At 63.3% G+C, this 20,545-nt stretch carries 17 protein-coding genes and 1 other RNA gene; 12 read left to right on the top strand and 6 right to left on the bottom strand.

Annotated features, from left to right (window positions below; translation table 11 throughout):
• Positions 1–101 precede the first annotated feature (101 nt).
• Both AC1DQR_RS32450 and AC1DQR_RS32445 read left to right on the top strand, forming a co-directional pair.
• A complete protein-coding gene (locus AC1DQR_RS32450) occupies positions 102–2,390 on the top strand; it encodes a cyanophycin metabolism-associated ABC transporter (RefSeq protein WP_416047839.1) in 2,289 nt (762 codons plus the stop codon).
• A gap of 14 nt (positions 2,391–2,404) precedes the next feature.
• Positions 2,405–2,875, top strand: coding sequence for a cyanophycin metabolism-associated DUF1854 family protein (locus AC1DQR_RS32445; protein WP_144409738.1), 471 nt, complete (start codon positions 2,405–2,407; stop codon positions 2,873–2,875).
• Positions 2,876–2,883: 8 nt separating this feature from the next.
• Here the strand turns inward: AC1DQR_RS32445 and AC1DQR_RS32440 are convergent, their stop codons facing one another.
• The 5 genes from AC1DQR_RS32440 to ompA form a co-directional block, all read right to left on the bottom strand.
• Positions 2,884–3,747, bottom strand: a complete 864-nt coding sequence (locus AC1DQR_RS32440) for a hypothetical protein (protein ID WP_416047840.1) — start codon at positions 3,745–3,747, stop codon at positions 2,884–2,886.
• A gap of 435 nt (positions 3,748–4,182) precedes the next feature.
• Positions 4,183–4,541: a transfer-messenger RNA gene (gene ssrA, locus AC1DQR_RS32435) on the bottom strand.
• A gap of 88 nt (positions 4,542–4,629) precedes the next feature.
• Positions 4,630–5,301 carry a phosphoglycolate phosphatase gene (gene gph / locus AC1DQR_RS32430; RefSeq protein WP_416047841.1) on the bottom strand — a complete coding sequence of 224 codons (672 nt, stop codon included), beginning with the start codon at positions 5,299–5,301 and terminating at the stop codon, positions 4,630–4,632.
• Positions 5,302–5,303: 2 nt separating this feature from the next.
• Positions 5,304–6,053 (bottom strand): bifunctional 2-polyprenyl-6-hydroxyphenol methylase/3-demethylubiquinol 3-O-methyltransferase UbiG, encoded by a 750-nt coding sequence (ubiG, locus tag AC1DQR_RS32425; protein ID WP_416047842.1) that lies wholly within the window; start codon positions 6,051–6,053, stop codon positions 5,304–5,306.
• Between the two features lie 111 nt (positions 6,054–6,164).
• Entirely contained in the window at positions 6,165–6,824 is a 660-nt protein-coding gene (gene ompA / locus AC1DQR_RS32420) for an outer membrane protein OmpA (RefSeq protein ID WP_416047843.1), read from the bottom strand.
• 458 nt (positions 6,825–7,282) lie between these two features.
• On the opposite strand from ompA, the gene gyrA reads away from it, so the two are divergent.
• The 7 genes from gyrA (at position 7,283) to aroA (ending at position 16,795) form a co-directional block, all read left to right on the top strand.
• Complete coding sequence (gyrA, locus tag AC1DQR_RS32415; RefSeq protein ID WP_477134463.1) at positions 7,283–9,997, top strand: DNA gyrase subunit A; 2,715 nt, start codon at positions 7,283–7,285, stop codon at positions 9,995–9,997.
• A gap of 81 nt (positions 9,998–10,078) precedes the next feature.
• Positions 10,079–10,642, top strand: coding sequence for a DUF2059 domain-containing protein (locus AC1DQR_RS32410; RefSeq protein WP_043344476.1), 564 nt, complete (start codon positions 10,079–10,081; stop codon positions 10,640–10,642).
• Between the two features lie 121 nt (positions 10,643–10,763).
• A complete protein-coding gene (serC, locus tag AC1DQR_RS32405) occupies positions 10,764–11,924 on the top strand; it encodes a 3-phosphoserine/phosphohydroxythreonine transaminase (protein WP_043344478.1) in 1,161 nt (386 codons plus the stop codon).
• Between the two features lie 118 nt (positions 11,925–12,042).
• Entirely contained in the window at positions 12,043–13,182 is a 1,140-nt protein-coding gene (gene pheA, locus AC1DQR_RS32400; protein ID WP_477134462.1) for a prephenate dehydratase, read from the top strand.
• Positions 13,183–13,226: 44 nt separating this feature from the next.
• Entirely contained in the window at positions 13,227–14,342 is a 1,116-nt protein-coding gene (gene hisC / locus AC1DQR_RS32395) for a histidinol-phosphate transaminase (RefSeq protein ID WP_477134474.1), read from the top strand.
• A gap of 140 nt (positions 14,343–14,482) precedes the next feature.
• On the top strand, positions 14,483–15,391 hold the full coding sequence (locus AC1DQR_RS32390) for a prephenate dehydrogenase (RefSeq protein WP_416047845.1): 909 nt from the start codon (positions 14,483–14,485) through the stop codon (positions 15,389–15,391).
• Between the two features lie 93 nt (positions 15,392–15,484).
• A complete protein-coding gene (gene aroA, locus AC1DQR_RS32385) occupies positions 15,485–16,795 on the top strand; it encodes a 3-phosphoshikimate 1-carboxyvinyltransferase (RefSeq protein ID WP_477134473.1) in 1,311 nt (436 codons plus the stop codon).
• Here aroA and AC1DQR_RS32380 read toward each other — a convergent pair whose 3' ends face one another.
• Entirely contained in the window at positions 16,796–17,029 is a 234-nt protein-coding gene (locus AC1DQR_RS32380; RefSeq protein WP_477134461.1) for a DUF2061 domain-containing protein, read from the bottom strand.
• 134 nt (positions 17,030–17,163) lie between these two features.
• On the opposite strand from AC1DQR_RS32380, the gene cmk reads away from it, so the two are divergent.
• The 3 genes from cmk to AC1DQR_RS32365 all read left to right on the top strand — a co-directional run bounded on the left by cmk (position 17,164) and on the right by AC1DQR_RS32365 (position 20,202).
• The gene (gene cmk, locus AC1DQR_RS32375; RefSeq protein WP_416047847.1) at positions 17,164–17,826 is read left to right on the top strand and encodes a (d)CMP kinase; all 663 of its coding nucleotides are present in this window, start codon (positions 17,164–17,166) and stop codon (positions 17,824–17,826) included.
• 151 nt (positions 17,827–17,977) lie between these two features.
• The gene (gene rpsA, locus AC1DQR_RS32370) at positions 17,978–19,672 is read left to right on the top strand and encodes a 30S ribosomal protein S1 (RefSeq protein WP_006158411.1); all 1,695 of its coding nucleotides are present in this window, start codon (positions 17,978–17,980) and stop codon (positions 19,670–19,672) included.
• A 32-nt stretch (positions 19,673–19,704) separates the two neighbouring features.
• The gene (locus AC1DQR_RS32365; RefSeq protein WP_416047848.1) at positions 19,705–20,202 is read left to right on the top strand and encodes an integration host factor subunit beta; all 498 of its coding nucleotides are present in this window, start codon (positions 19,705–19,707) and stop codon (positions 20,200–20,202) included.
• The last annotated feature ends 343 nt before the right edge of the window (positions 20,203–20,545 follow it).

Raw genomic sequence — 20,545 nt, 5'->3', positions numbered from 1 at the left:
TATGTATACTGCGGGCAAATCGGCGGGCCGCCAGGGCGCGCCCGCTCTAAATTGTTTCAAGTTATGTCCATAGCCCAAGGACGCAGCATGCCGTACCAACGATGACCCAACCTTCCTTGCCCGTGATTGACAGCGACGCCCAGAACGAGCCGTGGCGTAACGAACTCGGCACCCGCCTGCAACCTGGCGAAGCCGTGCTTGCCTGGCTCGAAGTCGACCTTGACGCAAAGCTGCATTTTACCCAAGGCTGGGTACTTGTGACGGATCGTCGCTTGCTGGCGCGCATGCCGGAGCAAAAAGACTGGCAGGAATGGGCGATCCAGCCCGGATTATCGCTGCATCACGTCGATCATGCGGGGGTCGGCACGCTGGAGTTGCAAGACAACGGGCGATTGCTGGCCAGTTGGCGCTACACGCTGGGCCACAACCCGGCCGCGTTGCGCCTGATCGACCAGTTCCACGCGCAGCGCGACCTGTCGGCCTCGGGCCGGGCAGGGCAGCTGGATCTGGATGCCGAAGCGGTCTGCCCGACCTGCAAGGCCCCGCTGCCCCCGGACGACGACCAATGCCCGCAATGCAGCCGTGACCTGGAAACGCCGCCGTCGACCTGGGCCTTACTGCGCCTGTGGCGGTTTGCCCGGCCGTACCGCTTCCAGTTGCTGGCCGGTTTCCTGCTGACGCTGCTGTCCACCGCCGCGACGCTGGTGCCGCCGTACCTGACCATGCCGTTGATGGACAACGTGCTGATCCCATACCAGAACGGGCTGCCCATCGATTACGACCGGGTCAAGCTGTACCTGGCCGGCCTGCTGGGTGCTGCGCTGGTGGCGTGGAGCCTTGGCTGGGCTCGCACCTATCTGTTGGCGCGGGTGTCCGAGCGCATCGGCGCGGACCTGCGCACCACCACCTACGAGCACCTGCTGCGCCTGTCGCTGGAGTACTTCGGCGGCAAGCGCACGGGCGACCTGATGGCCCGCATCGGCTCGGAAAGCGATCGCATCTGCGTGTTTCTGTCGCTACATCTGCTGGATTTCGCCACCGACGTGCTGATGATCGTCATGACGGCGGCCATCCTGATTTCGATCAACCCGTGGCTGGCGCTGGTGACCCTGGTGCCGCTCCCGTTCATCGCGTGGATGATCCACCTGGTGCGCGACCGGCTGCGCCACGGCTTCGAGAAGATCGACCGGATCTGGTCGGAGATCACCAACGTGCTGGCCGATACCATCCCGGGCATCCGCGTGGTCAAGGCCTTCGCGCAGGAAAAGCGCGAAGTGGAGCGCTTCCGCGAAGCCAACCGGCACAACCTCGCCATCAATGACCGGGTCAATGCGGTGTGGTCGCTGTTCACCCCGACCGTCACGCTGCTGACCGAGATCGGCTTGCTGGTGGTGTGGATCTTCGGCATCTGGCAGGTCTCGCACAACGCGATCACGGTCGGGGTGCTGGTGGCCTTCCTCACCTATATCAGCCGCTTCTATACACGCCTGGATTCGATGAGCCGCATCGTCTCGGTCACGCAGAAGGCCGCCGCTGGCGCCAAGCGCATCTTCGATATCCTCGATCATGTCTCCAGCGTGCCGGAACCCACGCGGCCGGTGCACCTGGAGCGTGTGGAGGGCGCCATCGAGCTGCGCGAGCTGGGCTTCCGCTACGGCAACCGTGCCGTGATCCGCGGGCTCAACCTGTCGATCGCACCGGGCGAGATGATTGGCCTGGTGGGACACAGCGGGTCGGGCAAGAGCACGCTGGTCAACCTGATCTGCCGCTTCTACGATGTCTCCGAAGGCGCGATCCGGCTGGACGGCGTCGATATCCGCTCGCTGCCGGTCTCGGAGTTCCGCAGTCATATCGGGCTGGTGCTGCAGGAGCCGTTCCTGTTCTTTGGCACGATTGCCGAGAACATTGCCTACGGCAAGCCAGGTGCTTCGCGCGAAGAGATCATCGCCGCGGCGCGCGCCGCCCATGCGCACGAGTTCATCCTGCGCCTGCCGCACGGCTACGACTCTCTCGTGGGCGAGCGCGGGCAAGCGCTGTCCGGTGGCGAACGCCAGCGTATCTCCATCGCTCGCGCGCTGCTGATCAACCCGCGCATCCTGATCATGGACGAGGCCACCTCGTCGGTGGATACGACGACGGAGAAGGAAATCCAGAAGGCGCTGGACAACCTGGTGCAAGGCCGCACCACCATCGCCATCGCCCACCGCCTGTCCACGCTGCGCAAGGCGGACCGCCTGGTGGTAATGGACCGCGGACAGATCGTGGAAGTTGGCAACCACGATGAGTTGCTGGCGCGCGAAGGCGCCTACTACAAGCTCTACCAGGCGCAGGCCCGCAATGTCGATGCCGACGCGGATCTCACCTCCGCCGATGCGGTCAACGTGCAATAAGGATGGGAGCCCACATGCAGCAAGTCGATTTCAAGCTCTCCCGCAATGCCCTTGGCCGCCTGGTGATGACCACGGCGGATGGCGTTGTGCATGATGGTGTCGTTCCCGTGCGCGCCTTCCCCATCGCCGCGCCCGACGATGGTGTCGGCCTGGTCAGTGCCGATGGCCGCGAGCTGGCCTGGCTGCCCCGGCTGGATACCTTGCCCGCCCCGGTGCGCGAAATGATCGAGGCTGAGCTGGCCAGCCGCGAATTCATGCCGGAGATCCGCCGCATCCGCTCGGTATCGACCTACGCCACCCCCAGCACCTGGGAGGTGGAGACGGATCGTGGCCTCACGTCGCTGGTGCTGCGTGGCGAGGAAGACATCCGCCGCCTCGCCGGCTCTACGTTGCTGATCTCCGATAGCCACGGCATCCATTACCTGGTGCGCAACCTGGCCAGCCTGGACAAGGGCAGCCGCAAGATCCTCGACCGCTTTCTCTAGGCTGCGCTTCAGAGCTTGCCAGTGAAGATCACCCCGACCTGGCGGTCGGGGCGCATCGCAATCAGGTAGATCTGGCCGGGCGTGGGCAAGCTATGCGTGGTGGTGGGGTCGTAGTAAGCGATGCCGGTCATGGGTGTGTTCGCGTAGGGGCAAGTCGGCCCCGTCAGCTGCAAGGCGACGTTGTAGACCTTGCCCTGGCGCCGCGGCGTGGCGGTCCCGGTAAAGCTGCAGCCCGAGCTGCTGCCGTCTAGCGTGAGGTTACCGCTGGCGTCGATGGCCAGCCTTACAGCACCCGCCGTGATTCCGGTCGTGTCGATGATGTTCGACGTGCCATAGTAAGTCCCCTTCAGGCCGTCGGTGGTCGCGATGAAGTTGTAGTCGGTGCTGTAGGCGGCATTGACGACCGTGTTCCTGCCGTTGCGATAGGTGACCTGTGCCTGGATCGACTTGCCCGGCACGTAGGCCGCCATCAGGTTCGCTGCGGTCAGGCTGTAGCCCGCCGCCTCCTGATTGAAATCCAATCCGTTGTTATTGGTGGTGAGCGCGCCGCTGCCCGAGCTGTAGTTGCCGGTCAGGACTCCGGCTGATACGTCCGGTATGCCTGCCATCGCGTAGAAGGCGTAATAGACGTTTTCGTCCAGTACCAGGATGTTGAACCGCTCGCCTGCGGCGGAGGTGCCGATGTAGAAGCCGGAGCCGAGCGCGATGGTGTCGGGTGCTGCCGGGATCACTGGCGTCGCCGGCGTCGTTGGTGTTGTAGGTACGGCGGCGGGAGGCGTGCGCACGATCGCCAGTCCGTCACTGTTGTCGCCCGATCCGCCACAGCCTGCGAGGGCCAGCGCAATGCTTGCAGCCCCAATCAGTTTCTTCATTTGTACTTTGCCCGCTCCGGTGCGCATGGGCGCCGCTGGCGCCGCTTTTCGGTTGCCGAAAAAATCTCGACTGTAACAGATGATTACAATTTGCTGATGACCTTGCGTCTGTGCCCGGGCTGAGCCTGTTCGAGCGCGCAAAAAAAGACGCCCGCACAGGACTGAGCGGGCGCTGGAGGGTAACTCCGGACGTGAAGCTACGAAGGCTCGCGTCGGGAAGTCTGCCTCTGCAGAGGCAGCTTGTGTAGATGATGCAGGCTTGGGGGTGTTATGTGAATCGGACAAATCTTAATTCGGTGGAAATTTCCCGCATTTCTAGCAATTTCTCGGGGGATGGGGGGCACCGCCCTCATTATCAAAGCCGGAAAAAAGAAAACCCCGAGAATGCTTATCCTCGGGGTTTCGGTAGTCCCGGAAATAACCGGGACTGAATATTGGTGGAGCCGGCGGGAATCGAACCCGCGTCCGCAAGCCCTCCACAGAGAGTTCTACATACTTAGTCCTGTCATTTGATTTAACCGGTGCATCGCGGACGGACACGCTCTACAACGGCGAGTCACTAAATTTTCGTCCCTAGGTCCGTGACAAACTCAGGGCTTATCTGGCGTTAATGACCTCGCGTAGTCTTGCGACTCTAGCCCGCCAGCGAGCCAGTGCGAGGACGGCCGCAATTAAGCGGCCAGTGCGTAACGTTCGTCGTTAGCAGTTATTGCATTCCCATTGATTAACGAGGTGACGGGTCCTCGGTATGCCCTCCACTGCTTTGTAACCCACGTCGAAACCAGGTCGGCCCCTGCGTGAACTGTGTGAACAGTGTCAAGAAGAGAGATTGTACTCCGTTGGCGGCTTCAGGTGTAAATGCCTGTCGCGCCGCCTCCCGCGTCAGCGCTGTGCGCCAGGGGCCAGCAGCGCGATCAGCTCGCTGGGATGGCGCACCAGGTAGTCGGCGCCCCATGCCTCGGGCGGCTCTCCGTCGCCGCAGTAGCCGTAGGCAGCGGTGATGGTGATCATGCCGGCAGCCTTGCCGGCCTGGATGTCGCGCACGTCATCGCCAACGTACACGCAGCGCCCGGGCGCCACGCCGCTGACTTCGGCGGCATGCAGCAGCGGTGCGGGGTGGGGCTTGGCATGCGCCGTGGTGTCGCCGCTGACCACGGCCGAGGCGCGCGGCGCCAGCCCGATGGCGGCGACCAGTGGCGCGGTGAAGCGCGTGATCTTGTTGGTGACGATACCCCAGCGGATGCCGGCGGTTTCCAGCGCGTCAAGCACCTCGGCCATGCCATCGAACAGGCGCGTATGCACCGCGATGTCGGCCTCGTAGTAATCGAGGAAGGTGTCGCGCAGGGCGGGGAACTCAGGGTCGGCCGGGCTCTTGCCGAAGGCGGCGCCAATCAGCCCGCGCGCGCCGTGCGAGGCCACCGGACGGAGTTTTTCGTAGTCCACGGGCGGGCGGCCATGCTCGGTGACGAGCCGGTTCGCTGCCGCGGCCAGGTCGGGGGCGGTGTCGGCGAGCGTGCCGTCGAGATCGAAGAAGACTGCGTCGTAGGTGCGCATGTTCAGGCGGCCCGGCGAAATGCCATCATATAGTTCACATCGGTGTCCCGGCCCAGCGAGTAGACCTGGGTCAGCGGGTTGTACGTCATGCCGCGCATCTCGACCAGCTCGAGCCCGGTGTTGCGGGCGTAGCGGGCGAGCTCGGACGGCGTGATGAACTTGTCGTAGTCATGCGTGCCGCGCGGCAGCATCTTGAGCACGTATTCGGCGCCAACCACGGCCAGCAGATAGGCCTTGAGGTTGCGGTTGATCGTGGAGCAGAACACATAGCCGCCTGGGCGTACCAGCGTGGCGCAGGCGCGCAGGACCGATTGCGGGTCGGGCACGTGCTCCAGCATTTCCATGCAGGTCACCACATCGACGCTGGCGGGCATGCGCGCCGCCAGCGCTTCGGCAGCGATTTCTTCGTAGGTCACTGTCACGCCGGACTCCAGGCTGTGCAGGTCGGCGACCTTCAGTGCCTTGGTGGACAGGTCGATACCGCGCACCGTGGCACCGGTGCGCGCCATGCTCTCCGCCAGGATGCCGCCGCCGCAGCCGATGTCGACAACGTCCTTGCCCTTGAGGCTGGCGATGCCGTCGATCCAGCCGAGCCGCAGCGGATTGAGCTCGTGCAACGGCTTGAACTCGCTTTCAGGATCCCACCAGCGATGGGCCAGCTCGCTGAACTTGTCGATTTCGCGCGCGTCGGCGTTCTTGCCGATCAAGGTGGTTTCAACGGTTGGGTGGAGTGGGGAGGATATCTGCGTCATGGAGTTTGGCGCGCCACCAGTGCGGCAGCGTGAAGGCGGAGGGTATGCCGCGACTGTATCAAAAAAAAAGCCCAGCTTGCGCTGGGCTTTCTTTCATCGGAAAGGTTCCGATTAACGTGCGCTGCGGGTGCCGACCACTTCGACTTCCACGCGACGGTTCGGCTGCTGGCAAGCGATTTGTGCCTTGCGATTGCCCTTGCACGACTTCGGGTCAACCTTCAGCTGACGCTTGCCCTTGCCTTCCGTGTAGACACGGTTGGCTTCCACGCCCTTGCTGACCAGATAGGCCTTGACGGCTTCAGCACGACGGATCGACAGGCGATCGTTGTACTTGTCCGAACCGAACGAGTCGGTGTGGCCAACTGCGATAATCACTTCCAGGGTGATGCCCGACAGCTTGGAGGACAGGTCGTCCAGCTTGGCCTTGCCTTCCGGCTTCAGCACGGCCTTGTCGAAATCGAACAGGGTGTCAGCAGCGAAAGTGACCTTTTCGCTGGAAACAACCGGGGGAACAGCTGCCGGGGGTTGCGTTGCCACCGGAGCGACCGCCGGAGCCAGGGCGCCGTCGCACAGGGCGTTGGCGGTGGCCGGGGTCCACGAGCTGTCGCGCCAGCAGAGCTCGTTCGTGCCATTCTTCCACACGTACTCGCTCGTACCGTTGCCCCAGTTATCGTTCACAGCCTTCTTTTCGTAGGGGACGGACTGGGCTTGAGCGGATGCAGCCATTACTGCGGTAGCTGCAACGAGCGCGAGCTTGGCAAATTTTTTCATATTTCTCCTCTCAGGATGAGATCACCGCAGGGTTACTGCGAGCAAATGGACGGAAACAAGTCATACATTCTTCGGAGTATAACATTCTCGATGCGGTGTATGCTCCACTTCGAACAATGTCTGGCTCTTCGCTGGGGAATTGTGCCACAAGGGTCGTTTCCTAAGAAGTAAATATATTCGATTCCATCAATGGGTTTTAGGCCTGTGGTGTTTGTGCAACATGGCCCTTGCGATGCCCGCAAACCCTTGCCAGGCCGTGCTTGCAGGATTTTCGACTCGGCCTTGCGCGTGCTTTCCGGGCGCTGCCGAAGCCCCTGCCAAGGGGGGCGCCGCGGCTGCGGGAGAGGGCAGCCGCGCATGTTAGAATGTCACGTTGCCCACCTGTCAGACGCCGCTTTGGCGAATGGCGATTCACCTGGGTGCCTTCTGTTTAAATTCGCCGGATAACCCACGCCGCAATGGATCAATTCGCCAAAGAAACCCTTCCGGTCTCCCTCGAAGAGGAAATGCGCCGTTCCTATCTCGATTACGCCATGAGCGTGATCGTCGGGCGCGCGCTTCCCGATGTGCGGGATGGCTTGAAGCCGGTACACCGGCGTGTGCTCTATGCGATGCATGAGCTTAACAACGACTGGAACCGGCCGTACAAGAAATCGGCCCGTATCGTAGGGGATGTGATTGGTAAGTATCACCCCCACGGCGACACTGCTGTATACGATACGATCGTGCGGATGGCGCAGAATTTCTCGCTGCGCTACATGCTGGTCGATGGCCAGGGTAACTTCGGTTCAGTGGACGGGGATAACGCGGCAGCCATGCGTTATACCGAAATCCGCCTGTCCAAGATTGCCCACGAGATGCTGCTCGATATCGATAAGGAAACTGTCGATTTCGGGCCGAATTATGATGGCTCCGAACATGAGCCGCTGATTCTGCCGGCACGTATCCCGAATCTGCTGATTAATGGTTCGTCGGGTATCGCGGTGGGTATGGCCACCAATATCCCGCCGCATAACCTTAACGAAGTGGTCGATGGCTGCCTGCATCTGCTGCGTAATCCGCAAGCTACGATTGACGAACTGATCGAGCTGATTCCGGCGCCAGACTTCCCGACCGCCGGCATTATCTATGGCATCCAGGGCGTGCGCGAAGGCTACCGCACCGGCCGCGGCCGCGTCGTCATGCGCGCCAAGACGCACTTCGAGGATATCGACCGTGGCCAGCGCCAGGCGATCATCGTCGACGAGCTGCCCTACCAGGTCAACAAGCGCACCCTGCTCGAGCGCATCGCCGAGCTGGTGACGGACAAGAAGGTCGAGGGCATCTCCGATATCCGCGACGAGTCCGACAAATCCGGCATGCGCGTGGTGATCGAACTCAAGCGCAACGAAGTGCCGGAAGTGGTGCTTAACAATCTATATAAGCACACCCAGCTGCAGGACACCTTCGGCATGAACATGGTGGCGCTGGTCGATGGCCAGCCGCGCCTGCTGAACCTGCGCCAGATGCTGGATTGCTTCCTGTCGCACCGGCGCGAGGTCGTCACCCGCCGCACCGTGTTCGAGCTGCGCAAGGCGCGCGAGCGCGGCCACGTGCTGGAGGGCCTGGCGGTGGCTCTCGCCAACATCGATGAGTTCATCGCGATCATCAAGGCCGCGCCCACGCCCCCCATCGCCAAGCAAGGGCTGATGGCCAAGGCCTGGGATTCCAGCCTGGTGCGCGAAATGCTGGCACGCGCTGAAGGCGACACCGCCGGCGGCCGGGCGTCCTACCGCCCGGACGGCCTGCCGGCCATCTTCGGCATGCAAACCGACGGGCTGTACCGCCTGTCCGACTCGCAAGCCCAGGAAATCCTGCAGATGCGCCTGCAGCGCCTTACGGGCCTGGAGCAGGACAAGATCGTCCAGGAATACCGCGATGTCATGGCGGTCATCTCCGACCTGCTCGACATCCTGTCGCGCCCGGAGCGCATCAGCACCATCATCACCGACGAGCTGACCGCCATCCGCGCCGAGTTCGGCGACCTGCGCCGCTCGCATATCGAGCTCAACGCGACCGAGCTCGATACCGAGGACCTGATCACCCCGCAGGACATGGTGGTGACCCTGTCGCACAGTGGCTATATGAAGAGCCAGCCGATTTCCGAGTACCGCGCGCAAAAGCGCGGCGGCCGCGGCAAGCTGGCGACCACCACCAAGGAAGACGACTGGATCGACACGCTGTTCGTCGCCAACACGCACGACTACATCCTGTGCTTCTCGAATCGCGGCCGGCTGTACTGGCTGAAGGTGTACGAGGTGCCACAGGGGTCGCGCAACTCGCGCGGCAGGCCGATCGTCAATATGTTCCCGCTGTCCGATGGCGAGAAGATCAACGTCATCCTGCCGGTGCGCCAGTTCGACGCCGAGCACTTCATCTTCATGAGCACCGCGCGCGGCACTGTCAAGAAGACGGCGCTGACCGAGTTCTCGAACCCGCGCAAGGCCGGCATCATCGCTGTCGACCTCGATGAGGGCGACTACCTGATCGGCGCTGCCGTCACCGATGGCCAGCACGACGTGATGCTGTTCTCGGATTCCGGCAAGGCCGTGCGCTTCGACGAAAACGACGTGCGTCCGATGGGCCGCCAGGCCCGCGGCGTGCGCGGCATGAATCTGGAAGAAAGCCAGACGGTGATCGCCATGCTGGTGGCCCCGGCTGAGACCAGCGAGCAGGCCGTCGCAGTGGGCAGCGTGCTGACCGCCACCGAAAACGGTTACGGCAAGCGCACCCCGATCGCCGAGTACACTCGACACGGCCGTGGCACCAAGGGCATGATTGCGATCCAGACGAGCGAGCGCAACGGCCGGGTAGTGGCTGCCGCGCTGGTGTCGCCGGAGGACGAGATCATGCTGATCACGACCGGCGGCGTGCTGATCCGCACACGTGTGTCTGAAATCCGCGAGATGGGGCGTGCCACGCAAGGCGTGACCCTGATCAATGTGGACGAGGGCACCAAGCTGTCCGGCCTGCAGCGAATCGTCGAAAGCGATGCCGACAACGGTGTGGCGGGCGACGAACTCGAAGAAGGGGCTGACGCGGTGGATGCGGCGGTTCCGGCTGCCGACGGTGAGCAGGCAGGTGCGCAGGACGGCACCGACGCTGGCACGCCTGACACAGGATCAAATTCGTAAGTTGTTGCAACATTGACCCGTTATCCGGAACTCGATTGCCGGCTGCGGGACTAAAACGGACATATTTACAAGGGAGTCACAATGCTCAAAACCTATCGACGTATCGCTGTTCTGGCTGCCTTCGTACCGGCCATGATGCTGGCCAACGCGGCGCATGCCCAGGACGCCGACAAGACCGCTGCCATCAAGGAACTACTGACCGTGATGCAAGCCGACCAGGCCGTCAAGGGCCAGGCCGAGAACTGGCAGCAAGGCGCCAAGCAGGAAGCGCCCATGGTCCTGGAGCAGGTACTGGTCGAGAACAAGACGCTCAACGACAAGCAAAAGCAAGCTGCTGTCGAGAAGCTCAAGAAGAACGGCGCGGTGCAGCGCATGGTTGATGGCGCCGGCACGGCGTTCACCACCGATGGCTTCAAGACCGATGCCATGAAGGCCCACTACGACGCCTTCGGCAAGTACTACAGCGCCCAGGAAATCAAGGACCTGACCACGTTCCTGAAGTCGCCGACCGGCCAGAAGTTCATGGCTAACCAGGGCAAGGCGACCCAGGAAATCTGGGGCTCGATGATGCAAAAGTACGGCCCGCAAGTCGGCAAGTCGATGCGCGACGCCGCCGAGAAGGAAATCGCCGCCGCGGCGAAGTAATTCACCGGCGGGCAGGCTGGGCGGGCGGGGCACTGTCCTCGCCTCCCCAATCTGGCGCGGGTTTGATGGATAATGGCTGCTTGGGTAATCCGGCAGCCATTTTTCATTTCCATCCCGATCCATGAACGAACCCCAGAATCCAGCACTTGCCGCCATGATGCAGCGCGCCGTGGCCGAGCGTGTCTATAACTTCTCGCCGGGTCCGGCGGCCCTGCCGACCGAAGTGCTGCTGCAGGCAGCCGACGAGATGCTGTCGTGGCACGGATCCGGCGTGTCGGTGATGGAAATGAGCCACCGCAGCCGCGAGTTCGAGAGCATCCAGGCCGAGGCGCTGGCCAACCTGCGCGAGCTGCTGCAGGTGCCGAAGAACTTCCGCATCCTGTTCCTGCAGGGCGGTGCCATCGGCGAAAACGGCATCGTGCCGCTGAACCTGATGCGCCGCGTGAACGCGGATCGTCCCAAGGCGGATTTCGTCGTCACCGGCACCTGGTCGGTCAAGTCCGAGCAGGAAGCGCGCCGCTACGGCGAGGTGAATATCGCAGCCACCAGCACCGCGCAAAAGTTCGCCCGCATCCCGGATGTGGCTGACTGGAAGCTGTCGGACGATGCTGCCTACGTGCACCTGTGCACCAACGAAACCATCGTTGGCGTGGAGTTCCAGGACGTGCCCGACATCGGCCAGCACCGCGACGGCGGACCGGTCGTGGTCGCTGACGTTTCCAGCCACATCCTGTCGCGCCCGGTCGACTGGTCGCGCGTGCAGGTAGCCTACGGCGGCGCGCAAAAGAACATCGGGCCGGCCGGCCTGACCATCGTGATCGTGCGCGAGGACCTGCTGGGCCACGCGCATCCCCTGTGCCCGTCCGCCTTCAACTGGCGCCTGGTGGCCGAGCATGACTCGATGTACAACACGCCGCCGACCTATTCCATCTATATCGCCGGGCTGGTTTTCAAGTGGCTCAAGGCGCAGGGCGGCGTAGGCGCCATCGAGCAACGCAACATTGCCAAGTCGCACGCGCTGTACGAGTTCCTCGATCAGAGCGCGTTCTACCGCAACGAGATCGATCCAGGCAGCCGCTCGCGCATGAACGTGCCGTTCTTCCTGGCCGACGAATCCCGCAACGACGCCTTCCTGGCGGGTGCGCGTGCCAATGGCCTGGTGCAGTTGAAGGGCCATAAGTCGGTCGGCGGCATGCGCGCCAGCCTCTACAACGCCATGCCGATCGAGGGCGTTGCCGCCCTGATTGAGTACATGCGCGAGTTCGAGCGGACCGCGGCCTGATCCTTTGTTCGCTGCGGCATCGCGTGGCGATGCCGCAGCGGTGCCGATTCGGTTTTTTCCCAAGGCCATTTCACTGCCATTGGCACTGCGCAATGGCGTGGCGTAGCGGATTCATACAATGACAAATCAAGACAAGCAAGGCGCGCAGGGGGAGGCGCAGCAGGACAATGGCGCGGCCGAAAAGGCGCTGGGCGTCGAGCTGGCGCCGCTGCGCGAGCAGATCGACACGCTCGACCGCGAGCTGCTGGCGATGCTGAACCGCCGCGCGCAACTTGCCCTCGATGTGGGCGAGGTCAAGAAGAAGTACGGCGCGCCGGTGTTCCGCCCCGAGCGCGAGCTGCAGGTGATTCGCAAGGTGCAGGGGGCCAACCCCGGCCCCCTGCTAGACGACAGCGTGGCGGCAATCTGGCGTGAAGTGATGTCGGCCTGCCGCGGGCTGGAGAAGCCGCTCGAGGTGGCATTCCTCGGCCCGGCAGGCACCTTCTCGGAGCAGGCGCTGTACGCGCACTTTGGCCACGAGGTCAGCGGCGTACCCTGCCCCAGCATTGATGAGGTGTTCCGCGCGGTGGAAGCCGGCACTGTTGAGTACGGCGTAGTGCCGGTGGAAAATTCCACTGAGGGCGCGGTCTCGCGCACGCTGGACCTGTTCCTGCAGACCTCGCTGAAGATCAGTGGCGAGATCGCGCTGAAGGTGCACCACAACCTGATGGCGTCGTCGCCCGATATGAAGGGCGTGACCGTGGTGCGCGCGCATGCGCAGGCGCTGGCGCAGTGCCAGCACTGGCTCACGGCCAACTACCCGCACCTGGAGCGCCAGGCGGTGTCAAGCAATGCGGAAGCGGCACGCATGGCCAGCGAGGATCCCACCGTGGCGGCCATCGCCGGCGAGTCGGCGGCTAATCGCTACCACCTGCATCTGGTGCGCACGCACATCCAGGATGATCCGCATAACCGCACGCGCTTCGCCGTGATCGGCTGCTACGAGACCGAGCCCTCCGGCAGTGACCAGACCTCGATGATCCTCTCGGTGCCCAACAAGGCCGGTGCGGTCTACCAGTTGCTTGCGCCGCTGGCCGACAACGGCGTGTCGATGTGCCGGTTCGAGTCGCGCCCCGCGCGCAGCGGCGCGTGGGAGTACTACTTCTACGTCGACGTCGAAGGCCACCAGCACGATGCTTCAGTGGCGCGCGCGCTGGAAGAGCTGCGCCGCAACGCGGCTTACTTCAAGGTGCTGGGCTCGTATCCGTCCAGCCGGTAACAGGATCGGCGATCCGCGAACAACGTTTCAGAGAAGGAATGAACATGGCAGAGCAGGGCAAGCAGTTCGGTCCCGAGTATGTGCGGGCGATTTCCCCGTACGTGGCGGGCAAGCCGATTTCCGAAGTGGCGCGCGAGTTTGGCCTGGTCGAGTCCACTATCGTCAAGCTGGCCTCGAACGAGAATCCGCTCGGCATGCCCGAATCGGCCCGGGCTGCCATCGCTGCCGCCGTGGCCGACCTGGGCCGTTACCCGGACGCGAACGGCTTCGCCTTGAAGGGCGCGCTGTCGGCCCGCTTCGACGTGCCGGCCGACTGGCTCACGCTGGGCAACGGCAGCAACGATATCCTGGAAATCGCGGCGCATGCGCTGGTCAAGCCGGGCGAGTCGATCATCTATGCCGAGCATTCTTTCGCGGTGTACGCGCTGGCCACGCAGGAAGTCGGCGCGCGTGCCATCGAGGTCAAGGCGCGCGACTACGGCCACGATCTCGATGCCATGGCCGAGGCCATCGCCCCGGACACGCGCCTGGTTTTTATCGCCAATCCTAACAACCCGACCGGCACCTTCCTGCCGGCCGCCGAGATCGAGGCCTTCCTGGCCAAGGTGCCGACCGATGTCGTGGTGGTGCTGGACGAGGCCTACAACGAATACCTGGACGACGCGCAGCAGTACGATTCGATCGCGTGGGTCCGCAAGTATCCCAACCTGCTGGTATCGCGCACCTTCTCCAAGGCCTATGGCCTGGCCGGGCTGCGCATTGGCTACGCCGTGGCGCAGCCCGCGCTGACCGATCTGCTCAACCGTATCCGCCAACCCTTCAATGTCAACAGCCTGGCCCAGGCAGCGGCGGTGGCGGCGCTGGGCGATGCGGCCTTCCTGCAGCGCAGCGCCGAGCTGAACCGTGCCGGCAAGGCACAACTGGTGGCGGCGTTCGACCGGCTTGGCCTGCAATACGTGCCGTCCTCGGGCAATTTCGTGCTGGTGCGCGTGGGGCGGGATGATGGCGCCGGCGCGCGCGTCAACCTGGCGCTGCTCAAGCAAGGCGTGATCGTACGGCCGGTGGGCAACTACAACCTGCCGCAATGGCTGCGTATCACCATCGGCCTGCCCGAGGAAAACGCGGCGTTTATCGCGGCGCTGGAAAAGGCCCTCAAGTAAGCGCTGTTGCAAGCAATGTCCCGGCCCTCTGCGGGCCGGCGCCATGCAAGCTCACGCAAAGGCGCAATGGCGGCGCCGCCCTCCGGCGGAGAAGTTACAATATCGGATTCCCGAACTTCCTTGCCTGGCAGCGTATCCCCGTGACCGTTCCTGCGTCCGCTCCATTTTTTTCCCGTGTCGTCATTGTCGGCGTCGGCCTGATCGGCGGCTCGCTGGCACTCGCGCTCAAGCGTGCGGGTGCGGTCGGCACGGTGGTCGGCGTCGGCCGCTCGCAAGCTTCGCTCGAGCGTGCGCTCAAGCTGGGCGTGATCGACGAGGCGGCCACGCTGGAAGACGCCGCCAAGGGCGCTAGCATGATCGTGCTATGCGCGCCGGTGGCGCAGACCTTTGCGCTGCTCCATGCACTTGAGCCGCATCTGGAGCCAGCTACGATCATCACGGATGCCGGCAGCACCAAGTCCGACGTCATCATGGCGGCCAAGACCGCGCTGGGCGACAAGGCGGCCCAGTTCGTGCCAGCGCATCCGATTGCCGGGCGCGAGCTGCATGGCGTGGAAGCGGCGCTGGACGATCTCTATGTTGGCAAGAAAGTCGTGCTGTGCCCGCTGCAGGAAAATAGCCGCATTGACGTTGCGGCCGTGCGCGCCATGTGGGAGACCGCGGGCGCCAAGTGCAGCGTGATGTCGGCCGTGCAGCACGATGCCGTGTTCGCCGCCGTCAGCCATTTGCCGCACCTGCTGTCCTATGCGCTGGTGGCCCAGGTGGCCAATGCCGAAGACGCGGCGCTCAAGCTCGATTTCGCGGGCGGCGGCTTCCGGGATTTCACCCGGATCGCGGCGTCGTCGCCGGAGATGTGGCGCGATATCTGCGTTGGCAACCGCGAGGCGATGTTGAGCGAGCTCAGCACCTACCAGGCCATGCTGGCGCATCTGAAGACCCTGATCGAAAACAGCAACGGCGAGGGCCTGGAGCGTATTTTCCAGCGCGCCAGCCAAGTGCGGCAGCAATGGGGCGCGCAGCGCGCGCCGGCTGTCAACGCCGAGCCCTGATCGCCACGCAATCCGGCGCTACACGAACGCCACGTCACCAACGAAAGCGGCGCGCCTTTCATCGAAAGCCACCCGCCAACTAGCATGGAAACCATGGAACATCTCACGCTCGGTCCCTTCACTCGCGCTTCGGGCACGGTTCGCCTGCCGGGTTCCAAGAGCATCTCGAACCGGGTCCTGTTGCTGGCGGCGCTGGCCGAGGGCGAGACCCGCGTGTGCGACCTGCTCGACTCGGATGACACGCGCGTGATGCTGCAGGCGCTGCGCACGCTGGGCGTGGAATGGCGCCAGGAGGAAGGTGCTTGCGTGGTGCGCGGCGTGGGCGGCAAATTTCCCAACAAGGCAGCCGAGCTGTTCATGGGCAATGCGGGGACGGCCATTCGCCCGCTGACCGCGGCGCTGGCGCTGCAGGGCGGGAGCTACAAGCTGTCCGGCGTGCCGCGCATGCATGAGCGGCCGATCGGCGATCTGGTCGATGGTCTGCGCCAGATTGGCGCGAGCGTCGCCTACCTTGGCACCGAGGGCTATCCGCCCTTGCAGATTTCTCCCGCGCGGATTCGCATCGATGCGCCGATCCGCGTGCGTGGCGACGTGTCCAGCCAGTTCCTGACGGCGTTGCTGATGGCCTTGCCGCTGGCCGATGCGCCTGGCGACACCATCGAGATCGAAGTGGTGGGCGAGCTGATTTCCAAGCCCTATGTGGAGATCACGCTCAACCTGCTGGCGCGCTTTGGCATCGAGATCCGGCGCGAGGGCTGGTCACGCTTCATCCTGCCGGCTCGCGCGGCATACCGCTCGCCAGGCGAGATTTTTGTCGAGGGCGACGCGTCCTCGGCCTCCTACTTCCTGGCTGCGGGCGCCATCGGCGGCGGCCCGCTGCGGGTCGAGGGCGTGGGCATGGCCAGCATCCAGGGCGACGTCAAGTTTGCCGAGGCGCTTAACCGCATGGGCGCCAACGTGATGGCCGGCGCCAACTGGATCGAGGTCCGCGGCACCGAGCGCGACGATGGCCGCTTGAGCGGCATCGAGCTGGACTGCAACCATATTCCGGACGCTGCCATGACCCTGGCGGTGGCGGCGCTGTTCGCCGAGGGGCCTACCACGCTAACCAATATCGCCAGCTGGCGAGTCAAGGAAACCGACCGCATCAGCGCCATGGCCACCGAGTTGCGCAAGCTAGGCGTCGAAGTGGAGGAGGGTTCGGATTACCTGAAGGTGACGCCACCGGCCCAATCCGCCTGGCAGACCCCGGCCGCCGGCATCGATACTTACGATGACCACCGCATGGCGATGTGCTTTTCGCTGGCCGCGTTCGGTCCGCTGCCGGTGCGCATCAACGAGCCTGGCTGCGTTGCAAAGACGTTCCCGGATTACTTCGAGGTGTTTGGCGCGGTGGCGCGCTGATCACGCGGCCAGTGGCAGGCTATCGCCGCCGCACCCGGTTTGGGGCAGGGTCTCGTGCTTCGCCCCGGGTTCGCGCCGTTCCCAGTAGCGGTCGAAGAAGTAATGCGCCACAGTGTTGACTGCCGGCTCGATGAACGTCACGGCGCCGCTGACAGCCAGATTGCCGGTCAGCGCATAAGTGACGCCAAAGGCAATGGCAACGTGCATGATGCCAAACGACAGGGTCTTAGCCATGGTAGATTGCCTCGCGAAGATGTCGGTCGTTTGCTGCTTGGGCCCGCGATCTTGTCCGGTGCCTGTCATGAACTACATGCTAATGATTCTCAATTGATTTAAGAAATCAATATTTTGTTCTGTCTTAATAAACAATGACTATCGTCGACGTCATCACCATCGACGGGCCCACCGCGTCGGGAAAGGGCACCGTAGCGCACAAGGTGGCCGATGCGCTCAGCTTCCATTTGCTGGACAGCGGTGCGTTGTACCGTCTGGTGGCGCTCGCCAGCGAGCGTGCGGGCATCGACATGCAGGATGTGGAGGGGCTGGCCAGCCTGGCTACCCGCCTCGATGTGAAGTTCGGGCCTGACCGTGTCTGGCTGCGCGGAGAGGAGGTCAGCCTGGCCATCCGCGCGGAAGCCACCGGCAACCGGGCCTCTGCGATCGCCGTCCACCAGCCGGTTCGCGACGCCCTGACGGCGCTGCAGCGCGGTTTTCGCAAGCTGCCCGGCCTGGTTGCCGACGGCCGCGACATGGGCACCGTGATTTTCCCGGATGCCCGGCTGAAGGTGTTCCTGACGGCAAGTGTCGAGGCGCGCGCTCGCAGGCGCTATAAACAATTGATTGATAAGGGAATTTCTGCTAATATCGAAGACCTTTTGCGAGACCTTGAGTCGCGCGACCAGCGGGATCGCTCCCGCACGGCCGCGCCTCTGCGTCCCGCAGAGGATGCGCACTTGCTCGATACCTCCGACATGACGGTGGATCAGGCGGTGGCGCAGGTGCTGCAATGGTATGGCGCGCCGGGTTCCTGACCCGCGCTGGTCCAGCCGCTGCAACACCGAAGTGCCGGCAGAGCCTGCAAGCGCAGATCCGCCGGTGTTGTTCAACCTGACCCCGCTGCCCGGTGCAGACTGAGCGCGATCCACGCGCCGGCCCGAGTACTGCGGATTGATACTCAAGTTTATGTCCGACCTGCAAACTAACGAATCCTTTGCCGCACTGTTCGAGGAATCCGTCGCCCGCTCCAATATGAAGGCTGGCGAAGTGATTTCCGCTGAAGTCGTGCGCATCGACCACAATTTCGTGGTCGTCAACGCCGGCCTCAAATCGGAAGCCTTTGTGCCGGTGGAGGAGTTCCTGAACGACCAGGGCGAACTCGAAGTGCAGGCCGGCGACTACGTCTCCGTGGCCATCGACGCGCTCGAGAACGGCTATGGCGACACGATTCTCTCTCGCGACAAGGCCAAGCGCCTGGCATCGTGGCTGAACCTCGAGAAGGCGCTGGAAGACGGCGAAATCATCTCGGGCACGGTCACGGGCAAGGTCAAGGGCGGCCTGACCGTCATGGTCAACGGCATCCGCGCGTTCCTGCCGGGCTCGCTGGTCGACGTGCGTCCGATCAAGGACACCACGCCGTACGAAGGCAAGACCCTGGAATTCAAGGTCATCAAGCTGGACCGCAAGCGCAACAACGTGGTGCTGTCGCGCCGCGCCGTTGTGGAAGCGACCCTGGGCGAAGAGCGCCAGAAGCTGATGGAAACCCTGAAGGAAGGCGCCATCGTCAACGGTATCGTCAAGAACATCACGGACTACGGCGCATTCGTGGACCTGGGTGGCATCGACGGCCTGCTGCACATCACCGACCTGGCATGGCGTCGTGTGCGTCACCCGAGCGAAGTGCTGTCGGTTGGCCAGGAAATCACCGCCAAGATCCTCAAGTTCGACCAAGAGAAGAACCGCGTCTCGCTGGGCGTGAAGCAACTGGGCGAAGATCCGTGGGTCGGCATCTCGCGTCGTTACCCGCAAAGCACCCGCCTGTTCGGCAAGGTGACCAACCTGACCGATTACGGCGCATTCGTTGAAATCGAAGCCGGCATCGAAGGCCTGGTCCACGTTTCCGAAATGGACTGGACCAACAAGAACGTCGCTCCGTCGAAGGTTGTCCAGCTGGGCGACGAAGTCGAAGTCATGGTTCTGGATATCGACGAAGACAAGCGTCGTATCAGCCTGGGCATGAAGCAATGCAAGGCCAATCCGTGGGACGATTTCAGCCGTAACCACAAGAAGGGCGACAAGCTGGGCGGCCAGATCAAGTCGATCACCGACTTCGGCGTGTTCATCGGCCTGCCCGGTGGCATCGACGGCCTGGTGCACCTTTCCGACCTGTCCTGGCAAGAAACCGGCGAAGAAGCCGTGCGCAAGTACAAGAAGGGCGACGAAGTGGAAGCCGTGGTTCTGGGCATCGACGTCGACAAGGAACGCATCTCGCTGGGTATCAAGCAGCTGTCGGGCGACCCGTTCAACAACTTCATCTCGGCTAACGACAAGGGTTCCCTGGTCAACGGCACGATCAAGACTGTTGATGCCAAGGGCGCTGTCGTGCAACTGGCTGATGACGTCGAAGGCTACCTGCGCGCATCCGAAATCTCGGCTGACCGCGTGGAAGATGCTCGCAACGTGCTGAAGGAAGGCGAACAAATCACCGCCCTGGTGGTGAACGTCGACCGCAAGTCGCGCAACATCAACCTGTCGATCAAGGCCAAGGACAACGTCGAGCAGCAAGAAGCCATGCAAAAGTTCGCTGCCGACACCGGCACGGCTGGCACGACCAACCTGGGCGCGCTGCTGAAGGCCAAGCTCGGCCAGGACAACCAGTAAGCATTGGTTCTTACGCCTGCTAGCGGATGCCCATGACCAAGTCCGAGCTTGTCGAAAAACTGGCTGCCCGGTTCCCGCAGCTGTTGCTGCGGGATGCGGACATCTCGGTGAAGACGATCCTCGACGCGATGTCCGAAGCGCTGGCCGATGGCCACCGCATCGAGATTCGCGGATTCGGCAGTTTTGGTCTGAACCGGCGTCCGCCGCGCGTGGGACGCAACCCCAAGTCCGGCGAACGTGTGCTGGTGCCCGAGAAACGGGTGCCGCACTTCAAGGCGGGCAAGGAGTTGCGTGAACGAGTCGATCGCAGCCCGGCGCTGCCGCAGGCAGGTAGCGGCGGCACGGGCGCCAATGCCAATGGAAGTCACGTTGGCAACGGCAGTGCGAATGGCAGCACCCATGGCGCCGGTAATGGCCATGGCGCTACGGCTGGTGCGGGTCATGCGACCGCGCCTGGCCAGGCGAAGCCGGCAGCCGCTGCCGGCAACGCCTTGCATGATGATGGCGGGCTGAAGATGGCCCAGTCCTGAATCCGCTGCGTTTGGTTCGTGATGCGCCTGGATAGTCAAAAAAGCGCCCCTTATCGGGGCGCTTTTTCATTTTGCGAGCATACAAGACGTTACCGTTGGCACGAGGCGATTCCGCTACAATGCCGGGAATCGTGCGACACGCACTTCGTGTCCGGGTAGCTCCAACGTTAGGAGCATCGACCTTTGTTGGGACACGGGAAGGCTCAGGCTGACCCGTCAATCTCAACCATTTCTTGCTTTGACGAACCTGGCCGTAAGGTGGGGGGAGTCCAGATGTTGTGATGAAGGCCAGAATACCGGCCCGAGTCGCAGTTTGCTTTTTGCTGGATGAATGTCCAGCCAT

The sequence above is a fragment of the Cupriavidus sp. 05L411 genome, assembly GCF_056398045.1.
Note: the sequence above shows the minus strand (reverse complement) of the source record. Positions and strands in the feature narration are given on the sequence as shown.

Bases quoted from the DNA above. Each gene is read 5' to 3' on its own strand.
- AC1DQR_RS32450 (WP_416047839.1), top strand. From the start codon at position 102: ATGACCCAACCTTCCTTGCCCGTGATTGACAGCGACGCCCAGAACGAG.
- AC1DQR_RS32445 (WP_144409738.1), top strand. From the start codon at position 2,405: ATGCAGCAAGTCGATTTCAAGCTCTCCCGCAATGCCCTTGGCCGCCTG.
- AC1DQR_RS32440 (WP_416047840.1), bottom strand. From the start codon at position 3,747: ATGAAGAAACTGATTGGGGCTGCAAGCATTGCGCTGGCCCTCGCAGGC.
- gph (WP_416047841.1), bottom strand. From the start codon at position 5,301: ATGCGCACCTACGACGCAGTCTTCTTCGATCTCGACGGCACGCTCGCC.
- ubiG (WP_416047842.1), bottom strand. From the start codon at position 6,053: ATGACGCAGATATCCTCCCCACTCCACCCAACCGTTGAAACCACCTTG.
- ompA (WP_416047843.1), bottom strand. From the start codon at position 6,824: ATGAAAAAATTTGCCAAGCTCGCGCTCGTTGCAGCTACCGCAGTAATG.
- gyrA (WP_477134463.1), top strand. From the start codon at position 7,283: ATGGATCAATTCGCCAAAGAAACCCTTCCGGTCTCCCTCGAAGAGGAA.
- AC1DQR_RS32410 (WP_043344476.1), top strand. From the start codon at position 10,079: ATGCTCAAAACCTATCGACGTATCGCTGTTCTGGCTGCCTTCGTACCG.
- serC (WP_043344478.1), top strand. From the start codon at position 10,764: ATGAACGAACCCCAGAATCCAGCACTTGCCGCCATGATGCAGCGCGCC.
- pheA (WP_477134462.1), top strand. From the start codon at position 12,043: ATGACAAATCAAGACAAGCAAGGCGCGCAGGGGGAGGCGCAGCAGGAC.
- hisC (WP_477134474.1), top strand. From the start codon at position 13,227: ATGGCAGAGCAGGGCAAGCAGTTCGGTCCCGAGTATGTGCGGGCGATT.
- aroA (WP_477134473.1), top strand. From the start codon at position 15,485: ATGGAACATCTCACGCTCGGTCCCTTCACTCGCGCTTCGGGCACGGTT.
- AC1DQR_RS32380 (WP_477134461.1), bottom strand. From the start codon at position 17,029: ATGGCTAAGACCCTGTCGTTTGGCATCATGCACGTTGCCATTGCCTTT.
- cmk (WP_416047847.1), top strand. From the start codon at position 17,164: ATGACTATCGTCGACGTCATCACCATCGACGGGCCCACCGCGTCGGGA.
- rpsA (WP_006158411.1), top strand. From the start codon at position 17,978: ATGTCCGACCTGCAAACTAACGAATCCTTTGCCGCACTGTTCGAGGAA.
- AC1DQR_RS32365 (WP_416047848.1), top strand. From the start codon at position 19,705: ATGACCAAGTCCGAGCTTGTCGAAAAACTGGCTGCCCGGTTCCCGCAG.